General features: G+C 39.5%; 16 protein-coding genes. 12 read left to right on the forward strand and 4 right to left on the reverse strand.

The window, feature by feature from the left end; translation table 11 throughout:
• Window positions 1–4: 4 nt before the first annotated feature.
• A complete protein-coding gene (locus AC1M9C_RS03785; protein WP_481953243.1) occupies window positions 5–1,447 on the reverse strand; it encodes an aminotransferase-like domain-containing protein in 1,443 nt (480 codons plus the stop codon).
• 94 nt (window positions 1,448–1,541) lie between these two features.
• On the opposite strand from AC1M9C_RS03785, the gene AC1M9C_RS03790 reads away from it, so the two are divergent.
• Window positions 1,542–1,952, forward strand: coding sequence for a hypothetical protein (locus AC1M9C_RS03790; protein ID WP_481586939.1), 411 nt, complete (start codon window positions 1,542–1,544; stop codon window positions 1,950–1,952).
• Between the two features lie 18 nt (window positions 1,953–1,970).
• On the opposite strand, the gene AC1M9C_RS03795 is transcribed toward AC1M9C_RS03790, so the two are convergent.
• Both AC1M9C_RS03795 and dapB read right to left on the reverse strand, forming a co-directional pair.
• Window positions 1,971–2,621: an START domain-containing protein gene (locus AC1M9C_RS03795; RefSeq protein WP_180000339.1), complete on the reverse strand. Its 651-nt coding sequence runs from the start codon at window positions 2,619–2,621 to the stop codon at window positions 1,971–1,973.
• 55 nt (window positions 2,622–2,676) lie between these two features.
• Window positions 2,677–3,498: a 4-hydroxy-tetrahydrodipicolinate reductase gene (gene dapB, locus AC1M9C_RS03800; protein WP_035264896.1), complete on the reverse strand. Its 822-nt coding sequence runs from the start codon at window positions 3,496–3,498 to the stop codon at window positions 2,677–2,679.
• 220 nt (window positions 3,499–3,718) lie between these two features.
• On the opposite strand from dapB, the gene AC1M9C_RS03805 reads away from it, so the two are divergent.
• From AC1M9C_RS03805 to AC1M9C_RS03850, 10 genes are all read left to right on the forward strand, one after another.
• Complete coding sequence (locus AC1M9C_RS03805) at window positions 3,719–3,874, forward strand: hypothetical protein (RefSeq protein WP_171076739.1); 156 nt, start codon at window positions 3,719–3,721, stop codon at window positions 3,872–3,874.
• A 280-nt stretch (window positions 3,875–4,154) separates the two neighbouring features.
• Window positions 4,155–4,553, forward strand: a complete 399-nt coding sequence (locus tag AC1M9C_RS03810) for an RcnB family protein (protein WP_180000337.1) — start codon at window positions 4,155–4,157, stop codon at window positions 4,551–4,553.
• A 179-nt stretch (window positions 4,554–4,732) separates the two neighbouring features.
• Complete coding sequence (locus AC1M9C_RS03815) at window positions 4,733–5,110, forward strand: RcnB family protein (RefSeq protein ID WP_180000335.1); 378 nt, start codon at window positions 4,733–4,735, stop codon at window positions 5,108–5,110.
• Between the two features lie 150 nt (window positions 5,111–5,260).
• The gene (gene argA / locus AC1M9C_RS03820) at window positions 5,261–6,613 is read left to right on the forward strand and encodes an amino-acid N-acetyltransferase (RefSeq protein WP_481953244.1); all 1,353 of its coding nucleotides are present in this window, start codon (window positions 5,261–5,263) and stop codon (window positions 6,611–6,613) included.
• Between the two features lie 362 nt (window positions 6,614–6,975).
• A complete protein-coding gene (locus AC1M9C_RS03825; protein WP_481591997.1) occupies window positions 6,976–7,950 on the forward strand; it encodes a sulfonate ABC transporter substrate-binding protein in 975 nt (324 codons plus the stop codon).
• Between the two features lie 81 nt (window positions 7,951–8,031).
• On the forward strand, window positions 8,032–8,964 hold the full coding sequence (locus tag AC1M9C_RS03830) for a sulfonate ABC transporter substrate-binding protein (protein WP_481611851.1): 933 nt from the start codon (window positions 8,032–8,034) through the stop codon (window positions 8,962–8,964).
• Between the two features lie 21 nt (window positions 8,965–8,985).
• Window positions 8,986–10,161 carry an FMNH2-dependent alkanesulfonate monooxygenase gene (gene ssuD, locus AC1M9C_RS03835; RefSeq protein ID WP_092766595.1) on the forward strand — a complete coding sequence of 392 codons (1,176 nt, stop codon included), beginning with the start codon at window positions 8,986–8,988 and terminating at the stop codon, window positions 10,159–10,161.
• Window positions 10,162–10,214: 53 nt separating this feature from the next.
• On the forward strand, window positions 10,215–11,012 hold the full coding sequence (ssuC, locus tag AC1M9C_RS03840) for an aliphatic sulfonate ABC transporter permease SsuC (RefSeq protein WP_481586967.1): 798 nt from the start codon (window positions 10,215–10,217) through the stop codon (window positions 11,010–11,012).
• A gap of 8 nt (window positions 11,013–11,020) precedes the next feature.
• Window positions 11,021–11,815 (forward strand): ABC transporter ATP-binding protein, encoded by a 795-nt coding sequence (locus AC1M9C_RS03845; protein WP_481953245.1) that lies wholly within the window; start codon window positions 11,021–11,023, stop codon window positions 11,813–11,815.
• A gap of 315 nt (window positions 11,816–12,130) precedes the next feature.
• Window positions 12,131–12,745, forward strand: a complete 615-nt coding sequence (locus AC1M9C_RS03850) for a TetR/AcrR family transcriptional regulator (protein ID WP_035264923.1) — start codon at window positions 12,131–12,133, stop codon at window positions 12,743–12,745.
• Window positions 12,746–12,822: 77 nt separating this feature from the next.
• Here AC1M9C_RS03850 and AC1M9C_RS03855 read toward each other — a convergent pair whose 3' ends face one another.
• Window positions 12,823–13,392, reverse strand: a complete 570-nt coding sequence (locus AC1M9C_RS03855; RefSeq protein ID WP_171076810.1) for a 5'-methylthioadenosine/S-adenosylhomocysteine nucleosidase family protein — start codon at window positions 13,390–13,392, stop codon at window positions 12,823–12,825.
• Between the two features lie 189 nt (window positions 13,393–13,581).
• Between AC1M9C_RS03855 and ribF the strand changes: the two genes are divergently transcribed.
• The gene (gene ribF / locus AC1M9C_RS03860) at window positions 13,582–14,583 is read left to right on the forward strand and encodes a riboflavin biosynthesis protein RibF (protein ID WP_481953246.1); all 1,002 of its coding nucleotides are present in this window, start codon (window positions 13,582–13,584) and stop codon (window positions 14,581–14,583) included.
• Window positions 14,584–14,612 lie beyond the last annotated feature (29 nt).

Here is a 14,612-nt window from a genome sequence, read left to right on the forward strand (position 1 = left end):
CCTTTTAAGAAGGTGCTTGGGATGATGACCTCATTTTTTGTTTCACCCAATCCGCTAAAAACACGATGGAGTCATGAATTTCATGAGTCAGTTCATGCCCTGCATTTAAGCGAATATAATTTTTATAACGGCGCTCTTCTCCAAAAACATCTCCGGGAACAATGTTAATACCATGTTGACGTGCGGCATAATAGAGTTCTAAACCATCAATATGTGTCGGCAATTGCAGCCATAAAACATAGCCACCATCTGGCTGACTTAAACCAATGTCAATCCCGTGAAAAGCGCTTAATATCGTTTGTCGATATTCATCAACTTGATGATTTAATTTTGGTTTTAATCGGAGTAGATGCTCACGATAGGCTCTACTATACATCAGGTCAGCCAAAGCCAATTGCAAAGGTGTATTCACACTGACATTTTGAATGACAATTTGACGATGTAAATGTTTAAGCCTTGGCGGTAAACAAAACCAACCTACTCGATATGCGCTGGACAATGATTTTGATATTGAACTGCATAAAATGACATAGCCTGCTTCATCCCAATGTTTGATCGGTAAAGGTCGTTGTAAATTAAAACTACATTCAGCATAAATATCATCTTCAATCACATAGCATTGATACTGTTCAGCCAATTGCACAATCTTCTGCTTATCATGATTTGAAAGCTCAAATCCTAGTGGATTTTGATAATTCACAGTCAATAGACAGGCTTTGGTATCGGGGTGCTGCATAGCTCTTTCTAGACGTTCTAAATCAAAACCATCCACATTTGCAGGTATCTCAATCAACTTGCGTTTCAGTGTCCCTAACAACTGTAATTGACCATTAAAATTTGGGGTTGGAATCACAATGCCATCCCCTTCCTTGGTCAAGAGCTGAACCACGAGTGATAACGCAGCCATACAGCCATTGGTGATATAAATCTCGTCTGGATTGATATAAAACCCATCTTCAGCCCAATGGTCTGATAAAGCTTGTCTCAATCTCAAATGCCCTTGTCGATTACTATAAAGGAAATCTTCTGGTTGACTGTGTTTTAAAGCACGTTGAATTGACTTTCGGATTGCATCTACAGGCACGTGATTTGGAGAGATTTGTACTGCACCTAAATGAATTGATCGATTATTGGTTGAAGACTCCTGTATTTCAATTTGCAAATCTAAGTTAGTGATATCCTTTGCTTCAGCATCAAATTCACGATGATAAGGCAACACTGGCGGATCGTTTCTGGATTTCAAATGTTGAACAAAATAACCCGATTTATTTTTAACAGTAATGAGCCCTTCCGATTCCAATAATGTATAACAATTTTTTGCTGTATTTAAACTGACGGCATGTAATGCTGAAAATTGTCGAAGGGAAATGAGCTTCTGTCCTGAACAAAGTTCTCCACTCAAAATTTTCTGTTTGATATGTTTGGCTAAGATTTGATACTGAAACATGAACTGTGCTCATTTTTATAAAATTTGTGTATCTGTATCTATAAACCTAGCAAATTTATGATGGTCTTACAGTTAAAAAGACACAGGAGGCCACATGAACAACGATAAATTATATTTGATATTACCCTTGGTAACACTTTTGACAGCTTGCCAACCAGAGCATGCGATCGATCAAGCTGCACTTGAGCAAAAATTTATTTGTACATCCTTAATTGATGGATTCTTAAAAGTGACGCACAACAGTCATTATCGTTTTACAAAAAGTATTGAATCTCCAGATCAGCAGAAAATTTACCTTTACACCGTGTCTTCTGATCATGCAGTCAAGCTCAATAGTCCCACACAAAAAAATTTAAATTTTCAATGTGATGATTCCAAAAAACAGACCTACCAAGTTTTTCTATTGGATCAGGCATCTAAGACAAAGCAACCAATTTTGAGTTTTCATTTGCCTCAAGCAGCAGAGTTAAAGCAATTTACAGCTTACACTTTGAAAAATGATTAAATGCCTAATTTAAACTCATTATTTCAAAATATCTGGTAACGGTATCTGCGCAGATTGAGATTTTGCTAATTCAGTTTTCATTTTTTGCAACATTTGATAAGGCTGCTGTTGTACAAACATATTGGTCACACTTTGTGGAATTGCACCTTCTGGATCCGCATATCCTGAAGTACTGACCTTCACCTTATTCGGTCCAATCTGTTCAAAGCTCCAGTCTCCAACATAGTGTTGCAGCCGAATATACTGAGGATTCTTCGATTTTCCCGTTTGCGAAGCTTTATTCTTAATATGAATAATACCTTTTGAGTCCTTATACATTTTCCCTTGCACAATCAGGTCTCGATCTTTCAAAGGAAATGGAAAATCTAACACCATGTAGAGTTTAAATTCACCTTGCTTCAAATCTTGAGAAATCACCTGTGCTGAACCGACATTGGGTACCCATGATTTTGCATTTTCTACATCTAAAACAATTGCAACTGCTCTTTCGAGTGAAGCATCCACTACTGTTTCAGCACGATAGGACAACACAGGATGATCAGGATTTTGTATCGTCCACACCTTAATATTGTTTTTGTTAATGGTGAGTCGTGAGGCTTCATTGGCTTGAACTTGGCTTGTCAGGCCAATGGCACTGACAAGCAAGCAGATCATAGAAATTTTCTTCATTTTTATTCTTCATATTTAACATTATTATTTAGATGATCACGCAGTTTTTTTAAACTTAAACTTTGATATCGTTGAAGCCTAAAACGTCTTTCATGTCATATTTTTTCGGTGCTTTACCTACAACCCAAGCAGCTGCACGTACTGCACCTGCAGCAAAATTCATGCGATTCGTGGCTTTATGTGTGATTTCTACACGTTCACCTTCACCAATAAACATTACCGTATGTTCACCCACAATATCGCCACCACGAATGGTTTGGAAACCAATGCTTTGACGTTCACGAGGACCAGTATGTCCTTCACGGTGATACACAGCATCTTGCTTCAAATCACGACCTAATGCATCAGCAATCGCCTCACCCATCATTAAAGCAGTACCTGATGGCGCATCAACTTTATGACGATGATGTGCTTCGATCACTTCAATATCGACACTGTCACCAAAGACTTTAGATGCTAATTCTAAAAGTTTAATGGATACGTTCACGCCTACGGAGTAGTTTGCTGCGTACACTACAGGAGCAATCGTTGCACTTTCATCTAAAAATGCTTTTTGCTCATCGTTCATTCCCGTCGTACCGATCACTAATGCAACACCAGCCTCACGGCACAGTTTCAAATGCTGTTCAGTTGCAACTGGTGCAGTAAAATCAATAAATACATCGCAATCATTTAAAACATCTTGGATATCACCCACGACTTTCACACCAAGTGTACCAATACCCGCTAATTCGCCTGCATCAGCGCCAATAAGGCTACTGCCTGGACGCTCTACCGCTGCTGCTAATTGATAACCGGCATCTTGAACTGCTTGAATCAATGTACGACCCATACGGCCACCAGCACCTAAAATCCCAATACGCGGAGCGACAGACATAACCTATTCCTAGTGTTGCTTTAAAATTGTTCTTACTATAACAAAAGTCTATACATACGCTAAGTTTATCGATATAAAAAATTATGCTGTCTTCTAAGCATTTGATTTGAACTTTAATCGAATAATCAGATTAAATTGAGAAAAATATTCGGTTTTTTATATTTATAAATTTTAACTATGATCAATGCCATGAAATTCAACACTTTTATAAGGAAATAATATGGCAGACCAAGCTCGAAAATTATCAACGATCCAAACGATCGAACAGTTACAGTTGGATGCTTCATTAGTTCAAGGTTTAGATCATGCCGAAACTGCGTGGATCATTATCGAAGCCATTCAACAATTGCAGGAATATCATAATCAGTGGCACTGAGATGAAACGGATCAGATGATTTTTCACATTTAAAGGAAGATCATCTTCTGTGTTATTAAAATATTTACAATTTAAAAATCATATTAGGATTCAAAATTTAAAATTGCTCAAAGCAACGATTACTCAGCTAAAGCATCGGTTTCTATTTTCATTCCTATTAAAATATGTTCTTATTATCTCGTTATTTTTAATCTAAATTACATTCTATCTTCACAGTTTCTCTGCATTTTTTCAGTACATTAGTGTGAACCCCAATTTATAAGGTCAACGAGGGCGGAATATGAAAAAGATTATGACAGTTTTGACATTATCTTTAAGTGCAATATTTACAGCAAATATTGCCAATGCTGCTCCTTACTCTGATGACTACCAAGATAAAGGTTCACGTGAACGCGGTAAAGGATTTGAGCAACGTACTCAATATGATGCTTCATCAGATCAAGAGTTCCAAGATCGTCGTAAAAACAGAGAAGAGCGTGGCGTAAAACGTTTACGTCAACATAAATGGCAAACTGGCTACGTCATGCCTCAACACTATCGTGGCAATAGTTATAAAACCGAATATAAAGATCATAACCTACCAAAACCTGGTAAAAACCAACAATGGTACAAAGTGAATAATGACTTTATTCTGGTGGATTCAAACAGCAATAGTATTTTGAAAATCCAGCAAGATTAATTTTGACGTGTAAATCGACCCGACTTTATGTCGGGTTTTTTGTTGAGTGCAATCCTAATCATTCATCTTCATCACTTCTTCATACATTTCACAAATTGACTATATCTCTCCACGGTTTATCTCAAATCATTTTGTACTTTAGCGATATCGGATAAATAACAAAGTTAGAGGTATCCCACATGAAAAAGTTAGTATCAGTACTTACATTAGCAATGAGTGGTTTATTGGCAACATCTGCGATGGCTGGTCCACATGACGATGGCCGTCACTATTCAAAACCAACTCCACCACCAGCGCATTGGAATAAAGGTCAGCCTGCGAAATATCAACATGACCGCTATGAACAAAATCGTGGCTTCCAAAATGTAAATCCAAGCCGTCAATGGCGAGTAGGTCAACAGTTACCACGTCAATTCAACTCTTCAAAATTTGAGTTAAGTGATCGTCAAGCGAAGAATCTACCTAAAGCGGCGCGTAACCAGCAGTGGTACAAAATTAATGGTGACTATGTCTTAGTGAATGAGCGTACAGATCGCATCGTGCGTATTATCGGATAAGCTTATTCCTAGATCTTCTCAAATTGATCTTCCCTGCACTCAGCCCAAACTCAGTTTGGGCTTTTTTATGTCTTTATTTTAATGCAGGTGTGGAAAATCATTTTTTTGTTTAGAATCTGATGACCACTTCCCGCTTCTATCGGTACATGCATGCAATCGGACTCAATAGATACAACTCAAAATATGACACAGCAATATGTGCATTGGTTCCGAAACTCAGCGCCGTATATCAACGCCCATCGTAATAAAACCTTTGTTTTAATGTTTGGTGGCGAAGCAGTTCAATCACCAAATTTTCAACATATTATTCATGATATTGCGCTTTTACATTCTCTCGGCATTCGACTTATTCTGGTTCATGGAGCAAGACCACAAATCAGTGCAAATCTTGCTGAGAAGAATTTAGATAGCCCTTTTCATAATCATCGTAGAGTAACAACACGTGATTCATTAGGTGCGGTCATGTCTGCCGTAGGCTCAATCCGTTTACAAATCGAAGCCTTATTGTCTATGGGACTTGCAAACTCACCCATGTATGGTGCTCGCATTGATGTGGTATCTGGTAATTTTATAACAGCTAAACCTTATGGCATTCGTAACGGCATCGATTATCAACTTACCGGTGAAGTGCGTTCAGTCGATGCAGATGCGATTCAAAAGCATTTGGACAATCACAATATTGTATTGCTTGGCCCCTCAGGTTATTCAACCACTGGTGAAGTCTATAACCTGCTTGCTGAAGAAGTGGCGACCAAAACAGCTATCCAACTCGGTGCCGATAAACTCATTTTTCTCGGTTCCGAACAAGGTTTAATGCAAAACCCACAGCAGTTGTTGCGCGAAGTGACCCCGCATCAGCTTGATCAACATATTGACGTTGCTTTAGAGCAAAATTATGAATTGGCATTGCATTTACAAAATGCCAAGGAAGCCTCTTTAAATGGCGTTAACCGCGTTCATTTATTGTCATATGAACATGATGGTGCATTAATCGAAGAATTATTTACTCGTGATGGGCATGGCACGATGATCACCGATGCACATTATGAAGAAGTCCGCACGGCAACGATTCAAGATGTCGGTGGATTAATCAGTTTATTACGCCCATTAGAACAAGAAGGCATTTTGGTATACCGCTCGAGAGAACGCTTGGAAAATGAAATTGATCATTTCGCTGTGATTGAACGTGACGGTATGGTTCTGGCTTGTGCAGCATTATATCCAATACCAACTGAGTCAAATGAAATTCGTTCTGCAGAAATAGCCTGTGTGGCGGTACATCCAAGTTACCGAAAATCAAACCGTGGTAGCCAAATCTTGCACTATTTAGAAGAGAAAGCAAAAAAGTCTAATATCCAACAGTTATTTATTCTTACGACACGAACCGCACATTGGTTTTTGGAACAAGGGTTTGTCAAAGCATCGGTGGATGACTTACCACAAGCGCGTCAGGCACTTTATAATTTCCAAAGAAACTCAATTGTTTGTAAAAAGCCACTCTAAAGTGGCTTTTTTATTGCACCCTTATGAACTGCTTTATCTTTCTTTTATATATCGATATTCCTAGGTGAACTATCTTCACAATCATTCGATATATTCATACAAATCATATCCTTATCACAATTTAATATTTTAATATATATTTATATATTTCATAAACTTAGAAACAAAATATCGTTATTCTTAGATTGAGCCTTTTGCATTTTTTTAGATATTTTTTTCTCTTTTAATTTTATCTTTTTTATTCATTAGGAATTCCTGAATTCTTATTTTTTACGAAATAGAAAATTCATTAACTTAGGCGCGTTACATGACGCATTTATTTTTTTTGATTTTTTTATTTTTAAGTTTTCAGGATTTTCAATATGAGCAGCTTTAACGCTAATCTTTGGAAAAAAACACTCATTTTGTCTTCTGCGTTAACAGGTGCTTTGCTACTCACTGGTTGCGACTCAAAAAAAGAAGATAAAACCCAAGTGTTAAATATCGGTTATCAAAAGTATGGCTTACTGCCCGTGATTAAAGAACGTGGTGAATTAGAAGCCGCTTTGAAGGATCAAAACATTCAAGTGAAATGGGTAGAGTTCCCAGGTGGACCACAACTGTTAGAAGGTTTGAATGTCGGCAGTGTTTCATTTGGTGAAGTCGGTGAAGCACCCCCTATTTTTGCCCAAGCAGCGAATTCAAATTTGGTTTATGTCGCAAATCAACCTGCGACTCCACGCGCTGAAGCGTTGATTGTTCAAAAAAATTCGAACATCAAAGATATTCAACAACTTAAAGGTAAGCGTGTAGCGTTAAACAAAGGTTCCAACGTTCATTATCTTCTCTTGAAGATCTTAGAAAAGAATCATTTGACGCTTGATGATATTGAAGTGGTTTACCTACCACCATCGGATGCTCGCGCAGCATTTGAGCGCGGTGCAGTCGATGCATGGGTAATCTGGGATCCGTTCTTTGCAGCAGCAGAGCATCAAATCGGCGCACGTGTTCTCGCTTCTGGCGAAGGGAATGCCAATAACTACCAGTTCTATATGGCTGATCGTAAGTTCGTTGAACAGAATCCTGAAATTATACAAACCGTTGTTCAAGAACTTAATGAAGCATCAGATTGGATTGCTTCCAATAAAGACGAAGCAGCTCAACTGCTCGTGAAGCCTACAGGTCTAGATTTCAAAATTCTTCAAACCTCAATTGGACGTATGAGCTTCGGCGTTTACCCAATTAGTACTGAAGTTGCTCAACATCAGCAAAAAGTTGCGGATGTATTCCATCAACAGAAATTGATTCCAAACAAAATCAATATTCAGGCCGCAATTATTGCGCCTACACCCAAATAACAACATGAAAAGGTGATGAACATGACTCAATATCAATCAGCAAATACAGCACACACTTGGTTTAAAACCTCGAGTCATTCAATGACAACGATGCTATTTGCCTGTGCGATGTTGGGTTGCTCAGCTGCATGGGCTGTTGATCCCTCAGTGAAAGAATTACGCATTGGCTTCCAAAAATCTTCCGTGAATTTGGTGATTGCTCAACAGCAAAAACTGTTTGAGCAAGAATTTCCCAATGCCAAAATTACATGGAATGAGTTCCCTGGTGGTCCTCAAATTTTAGAAGCACTTGCAGTGGGTTCAGTGGATATTGGTGCAACAGGTGATACCCCCCCTGTTTATGCTCAAGCAGGAAACAAACCTTTGCATTACATTGCTTATGAGGCGGCGAAGCCACTTTCTTCAGCAATCTTAGTACCGCAAAAATCCAACATTACTCAGCTTAAACAACTCAAAGGCAAGCGTGTCGCAGTACATCGTGGCTCTAGTTCACATTATCTATTGGTCCAAGCCGTCCGAAAAGCAGGTTTGCAATGGAGCGATGTAAAACCAATTTGGTTAAGTCCTGCTGATGCACGCGCAGCATTCCAAAAAGGTGCTGTTGATGCATGGGCCATTTGGGACCCGTATTACGCTGCTGCTGAACTTGAAGATAAAGCAAAAGTTTTGACCACTGGACAAGGGCTGAGCCCGAATTACACGTTCTATCTCGCTTCAGGCAAGTTTATCGACAAACATCCTCAAGCGATTTCAGGTGTCATTGAACAGATTAATCTTGCTGATCAATGGGTTCAAAAGAACTTAAAAACTACAGCAACGATTTTTGCCAAAACAACAGGTTTAAAGCCGAATGTGAGCCAAACCTTTGTTCAGCGCCGACCTCGTCCATCTTATGCAGCACCTTTAACCGCGAAAGTCATTGCAGATCAGCAACAACTGGCTGATCGCTTTGCTGAACTCAAAATCATTCCTAAACCGATACAAATTAACCAAGTCGTATGGACTGGTAAGTAACTCATATTAAGGACTTAAGTAATGAAAATTTTCTGGTTTATTCCTACTCATGGTGATAGTCGCTACCTAGGTACAAGCAAAGGCGGACGTGTTGTCGACCATGCCTACATGAAACAAATCGCTGTGGCGGTGGATAATCTAGGTTATGAAGGTGTGCTTATCCCGACTGGTCGTTCTTGTGAAGATCCATGGTTGACTGCCGCAAGTTTAATTGATGCCACCAAAAATCTTAAATTTCTCGTTGCTTTGCGTCCAGGGGTAACCACTCCTGCACTGGCTGCACGTATGGCAGCAACCTTTGACCGTCTTTCAAATGGCCGTGTTCTATTGAACTTGGTCACTGGTGGTGATGAGCAAGAGTTAAAAGGTGACGGCGTCTATGAAGATCATAAAACGCGTTATAAAACTGCGACTGAATATACTACGATTTGGCGCGAAATTTTAAAACGCTCACATACGGGTGAAAGCTTCACTTTCCATGGTGAACGTCTAAGCGTGGACGATGCAAAATTATTATATCCACCCGTCCAAAAACCTTATCCACCATTGTGGTTTGGTGGTTCTTCTGATGATGCTGTTGAACTGGCAACTGATCAAGTAGATACCTATTTAACTTGGGGAGAGCCTCCAGCAGCGGTTAAAGAAAAAATTGAAAATGTCCGCGCTAAGGCGGCAGCTAAAGGTCGCACCCTAGATTACGGTATTCGTTTACATGTCATCGTCCGCGAAACCAACGAGGAAGCATGGAGAGCTGCTGAAGAATTAATTCAGTATGTTGATGATGAAACCATCGCTGCGGCACAGAAAAAATTTAAACAAATGGACTCTGTTGGTCAACGTCGTATGGCTGAACTTCATAATGGAGATCGCTCGAAACTTGAAGTGTCACCAAACTTATGGGCTGGCGTAGGTCTCGTCCGTGGGGGTGCAGGCACGGCATTAGTAGGTGACCCTGAAACTGTGGCGGCACGTATCCAAGAATATGCAGATTTAGGCATTAATACCTTTATTTTCTCGGGTTATCCGCATCTTGAAGAATCAATTCGTTTTGCTGAATTGGTATTCCCTCTTCTGCCATTAGAAACACGCCAAAAACTGACTCAACCTAATCTGACTGGTCCTTTTGGTGAGATTGTCGCGAATAACTATACTCCTGAAGAAAATAAAAAAGGAGATCAGGTTCAGGAGCCGGCATGACAACAGCGGTAGATAAAACTCAAAAACATTCTATCGTGTTGAGTAAAACCAAGGTGGTTAAAGCTGAAGGTTTTCTCTCTCGAGGAATCAAACAACTGGGGCAACGTTTGTTGCCTTGGTTAGTACCCATTTTTCTTATTGTGATTTGGCAACTGGCATCAGTCACTGGCATTTTAGAAAGCCGCGTCTTGCCTGCTCCAACCGCAGTGGTTTTGGCTTTTTGGCATCTATTGCTTAGTGGTGAACTGTGGACACATGTCCAAGTCAGTGCGGGACGTGCACTGATTGGCTTGCTGATTGGTGGGGGCTTAGGATTATTTTTAGGGTTGTTAAATGGCTCATCTAAAGTCGCCTCTACGTTACTCGACACGACCCTACAAATGATCCGTAATATTCCAGCTTTAGCTTTAATTCCATTGGTGATTCTATGGTTTGGAATTGACGAATCTGCCAAATTATTTTTGGTCGCGATTGGCGTGTTTTTCCCAATTTATATCAATACGTATCACGGTATCCGATCTGTAGATCCTCAGCTGATCGAGATGGGCAAGAGTTATGGATTAACACGCTGGCAGTTATACAAAGAAATTATTTTACCAGGTGCTCTTCCTTCCATTTTAGTTGGTTTGCGCTTCGCACTAGGTTTAGTTTGGGTTCTTTTAATTGTGGCTGAAACCATCTCGGCACAAGCTGGAATTGGCTACATGACCATGAATGCGCGTGAATTTTTACAAACAGATGTCGTTTTAGTTGGGATTCTACTGTATGCCCTACTTGGTAAATTAGCGGATGTACTCGCGGTTGCCTTAGAAAAATATTTATTACGCTGGCATCCAGGCTATCAAAAATAGGAATGCATATGACTGATTTAAGTATTTCAAATCTCGCTGAAGAACATGTCATTCCAGATCATGCCAGATCAGCTCCACAAAAGATCGGTGCAGAAATCAATCTTGAACAACTGCACAAGTTCTATGGCAAAGTTAAAGTATTAGAGGATTTAGACCTACATATAGAACCTGGTGAATTTGTTGCCATTGTGGGTCGAAGTGGCTGTGGTAAGAGTACGTTGTTACGGTTAATCGCGGATTTAGAACAACCGAGTTATGGTGAGATTAAATTTAAATCTGCACTGAACTTTCGTGAAGGTATTACCGCAGATGACATCCGCGTCATGTTCCAAGATCCTCGCCTATTACCATGGAAAAGCATTTTAAAAAATGTGCAATTGGGCTTAGATAAATCCCAGCATGATAAGGCTGAAGCATTATTGGAAAAAGTTGGCTTAAATGAAAAAGCTGAACTTTGGCCTGCACAACTTTCAGGTGGACAACGTCAACGAGCAGCGCTAGCACGTGCCTTGTCTCATACCCCTCGAATACTATTACTTGATGAACCTTTGGGGGCTTTAGATGCGCTTACGCGTTTAGACATGCAAAATTTAATCGAGAGACTATGGTTAGAACAAGGCTTCACCACCATCTTAGTGACACATGATGTCAGTGAAGCTGTTCAGTTAGCAGATCGTATTATTTTGCTCGATAAAGGTCATATCGCACATCAGTTCAAAGTAGATTTACCACGACCGCGACAAAAAAATGTCAAATTTGCAGAGCTTGAACAACAAGTTTTAGAAGCCGTACTTTCAACTTAAGCGATACAAAATATGACATTCTGAATTGTTGAATGAGGTAAATGGAAGTGTCTAATTTTCGTCGGAAAATTAGACACTTTTCGTACTGATAAATGGCTTTTTTTAATTAAATTAAAAGATATCCTCGATCAGCATTTCCCACATGAGTAATATGTATTTGTTTATCAAATAAATTGTACATGTGTCTTATTATTAGTTTTATCACTTAACTACACAATTATTCTTCATATTCTTTTGCAAATGCCCTAATCCTTGTGCACAAATCGCACGTTTTGCCGTACAATTTGAGGTTCCTTTTTATAATTTACTGACGAGATGGAACAAAAGAAGAGTACGCAAAAACGTCAACAGCTTTTAGCTGCTGCATTAGATGTGTTTTCTGTGTATGGTTTTAGTGGTGCAAGCTTAGATGAAATTGCACAACTCGCGGAAATGCACAAATCGAATATTTTCTATTACTATGAAAATAAAGAAGCGCTCTATGTCGAAGTGCTGACTACTGTCATGCAAAAATGGTTAGCTCCACTGCAAATGTTGGAAGCTGATTTAGAGCCTGCTGAAGCGATCACGCAATATCTCATGCAAAAGATCGAGGTTTCTCGTACTCAACATAAAGCATCAAAATTATTTGCTTTAGAAATTATCCAAGGCGCACCACATATCCTGCCAATTTTGAAAGGCCCATTAAAAAAACTCTTCAAACGCAAATCTAAAGTCATTTCCACGTGGCAAGAGCAAGGCAAAATATCAGACAAGATCGATGCTGAGGTTTTAATTATTAACCTTTGGGGTATCACACAAAACTATGCTGATTTTAGCACCCAAACTGAAATGGTAACGGGAAAAACCTTGCGCAATCGCACCATGTATCAACGTACCATCGAGCATACAGTCCATATGATGCTATACGGTATTTTACCTCGACCATAATTGGTTTATCTAAATCTCTTCGAGATTGATCTCTGGCATACGACCATAGTTTCTATGGTCGCCAAAATCTTCAAAATCTAGTGTTCCATACTCTGATATAAAGCCAATAATTTTTGAGCGCCCAACAACAAGTTCTCCTCCCAATCTAAATGTGCGGTGTCGTTTGCCCCATCTGTAATGTATTTCACGGAAATCAAACGAACGCCAAGTTTCTTACATACTTTGGCGAGCGCATATCCTTCCATATCAACCAACTGACATGGCACCTTAGGTTCACCAGTTTCAAAGCTATCGCCAGTCCCACAAATGCCCTTGGGAAGATGTTGAAAATACGGCTCTAGGTTAATCGCTGCGGGAAATTCCTGATCCATCGGTGTAACACCAACTTCAAAGCCAAGCGGTGAAACATCCATATCTCGCTGTACAAATGTTGTTACTTCAACCAAGGAATGTGCATCAAAATGCGAACTTCCTGCTGTTCCTAAATTCAGCAAAGTTGTGCATCCTGTCTTTTGAATCACTTCAAAAGCTTTAAATGCTGCATTGACCTTACCAATCCCACTGTAATGCACTGCAATATTTTCAGCTTCGAATAATCCTTTAGATTCGCTTGCTAAGGCCATAATTAGGGCTAGATCAGACATCACTTACTCATTAAATATTGAATGGAACACATTAGACAAAAATATATCCGGAAATAAAAGTTTCTTTGATCTAATGACTCAAGCATCTTGATCTAGAATAAGAAAAGTATTGAATAAAAACACAACAACAAGACGAAACTGTGAGAATATGGCAATATATAGCCCAAATTAATTTTAGTCACCATTTCGCCCATGAAGCTACTCCGTCTGAATGCTTTAGCGCCCAACTTTCAATTGCCCAAAACTGCCGTCACCATTGGCAATTTTGATGGTGTTCATTTGGGTCATCAGGCGATGGTTCAGCAATTAAAAGACATAGCACAACAACAAGATTTAAAAACTGTGGTGATGATTTTTGAGCCACAGCCTTTAGAATATTTTAAAAGTTACGATGCACCACCACGAATTAGTTCATTACGTGAAAAAGTGGAACATTTGGCTGCACTTGGTATCGACTATATTGTTGTTGCTAAATTTGATGACACATTTCGTAATTTAAGTGCGGAAGAGTTTGCTGATATTCTAAAATACAAACTGAATACCCAAAGCCTAGTACTCGGTGAAGATCATCATTTTGGTAAAAACCGACAAGGTAATAGCCAATTCTTGCGCGATTATGGTTTTCAAGTCACCGATTTAAATAACGTTGAACTGAATGGCGAGCGTATTAGCTCTACCTTAATACGCCAAACTTTGGCTACAGGGGACCTTAAAAAAGCTGCGGAGCTACTTGGTCGCCCGTATAGCATTACGGGTCGTGTTCAATATGGTGATCAAATCGGTCGCACCATTAACTTTCCAACTATCAATGTTCGTCTAAACCGCCATAAGCCCTGTTTGCATGGCATCTATGGTGTTGAAGTGATTTGTGAAACAGAATCGTTAAAAGACAAAGTTTGCAATGAAAATGCCGAATATCAAGGTATCGCTGGTTATGAGGCTACAGCCCTTTTCGGTGCAGGACATGTCGGCACCCGACCAGCCATCGAACAGGAACATCCAGAGTGGCGATTAGAAGTACATTTCCCTGATGTTTCTGCTAATCTGTATGGTCTGTTAATGCGGGTAACCTTTTTGAACTTTGTTCATGGCGAAAAGAATTATCCTTCGCTAGAAGCACTCAAAGCTGGGATCGATGATGATGTTGAGCAACTGCTTGAGTTTCGCCGAAACAACCCCAACTTTCCTTATTAATACTCCTTAATTTTTGTAAAACGCGTCAG

Source organism: Acinetobacter sp. 24-47-39 (genome assembly GCF_056783825.1).

What these genes read in the sequence shown, in the direction of transcription:
- AC1M9C_RS03785 (WP_481953243.1), bottom strand. Translation starts at nt 1,447, where the DNA reads ATGTTTCAGTATCAAATCTTAGCCAAACATATCAAACAGAAAATTTTG.
- AC1M9C_RS03790 (WP_481586939.1), top strand. Translation starts at nt 1,542, where the DNA reads ATGAACAACGATAAATTATATTTGATATTACCCTTGGTAACACTTTTG.
- AC1M9C_RS03795 (WP_180000339.1), bottom strand. Translation starts at nt 2,621, where the DNA reads ATGAAGAAAATTTCTATGATCTGCTTGCTTGTCAGTGCCATTGGCCTG.
- dapB (WP_035264896.1), bottom strand. Translation starts at nt 3,498, where the DNA reads ATGTCTGTCGCTCCGCGTATTGGGATTTTAGGTGCTGGTGGCCGTATG.
- AC1M9C_RS03805 (WP_171076739.1), top strand. Translation starts at nt 3,719, where the DNA reads ATGGCAGACCAAGCTCGAAAATTATCAACGATCCAAACGATCGAACAG.
- AC1M9C_RS03810 (WP_180000337.1), top strand. Translation starts at nt 4,155, where the DNA reads ATGAAAAAGATTATGACAGTTTTGACATTATCTTTAAGTGCAATATTT.
- AC1M9C_RS03815 (WP_180000335.1), top strand. Translation starts at nt 4,733, where the DNA reads ATGAAAAAGTTAGTATCAGTACTTACATTAGCAATGAGTGGTTTATTG.
- argA (WP_481953244.1), top strand. Translation starts at nt 5,261, where the DNA reads ATGCAATCGGACTCAATAGATACAACTCAAAATATGACACAGCAATAT.
- AC1M9C_RS03825 (WP_481591997.1), top strand. Translation starts at nt 6,976, where the DNA reads ATGAGCAGCTTTAACGCTAATCTTTGGAAAAAAACACTCATTTTGTCT.
- AC1M9C_RS03830 (WP_481611851.1), top strand. Translation starts at nt 8,032, where the DNA reads ATGACAACGATGCTATTTGCCTGTGCGATGTTGGGTTGCTCAGCTGCA.
- ssuD (WP_092766595.1), top strand. Translation starts at nt 8,986, where the DNA reads ATGAAAATTTTCTGGTTTATTCCTACTCATGGTGATAGTCGCTACCTA.
- AC1M9C_RS03845 (WP_481953245.1), top strand. Translation starts at nt 11,021, where the DNA reads ATGACTGATTTAAGTATTTCAAATCTCGCTGAAGAACATGTCATTCCA.
- AC1M9C_RS03850 (WP_035264923.1), top strand. Translation starts at nt 12,131, where the DNA reads ATGGAACAAAAGAAGAGTACGCAAAAACGTCAACAGCTTTTAGCTGCT.
- ribF (WP_481953246.1), top strand. Translation starts at nt 13,582, where the DNA reads ATGAAGCTACTCCGTCTGAATGCTTTAGCGCCCAACTTTCAATTGCCC.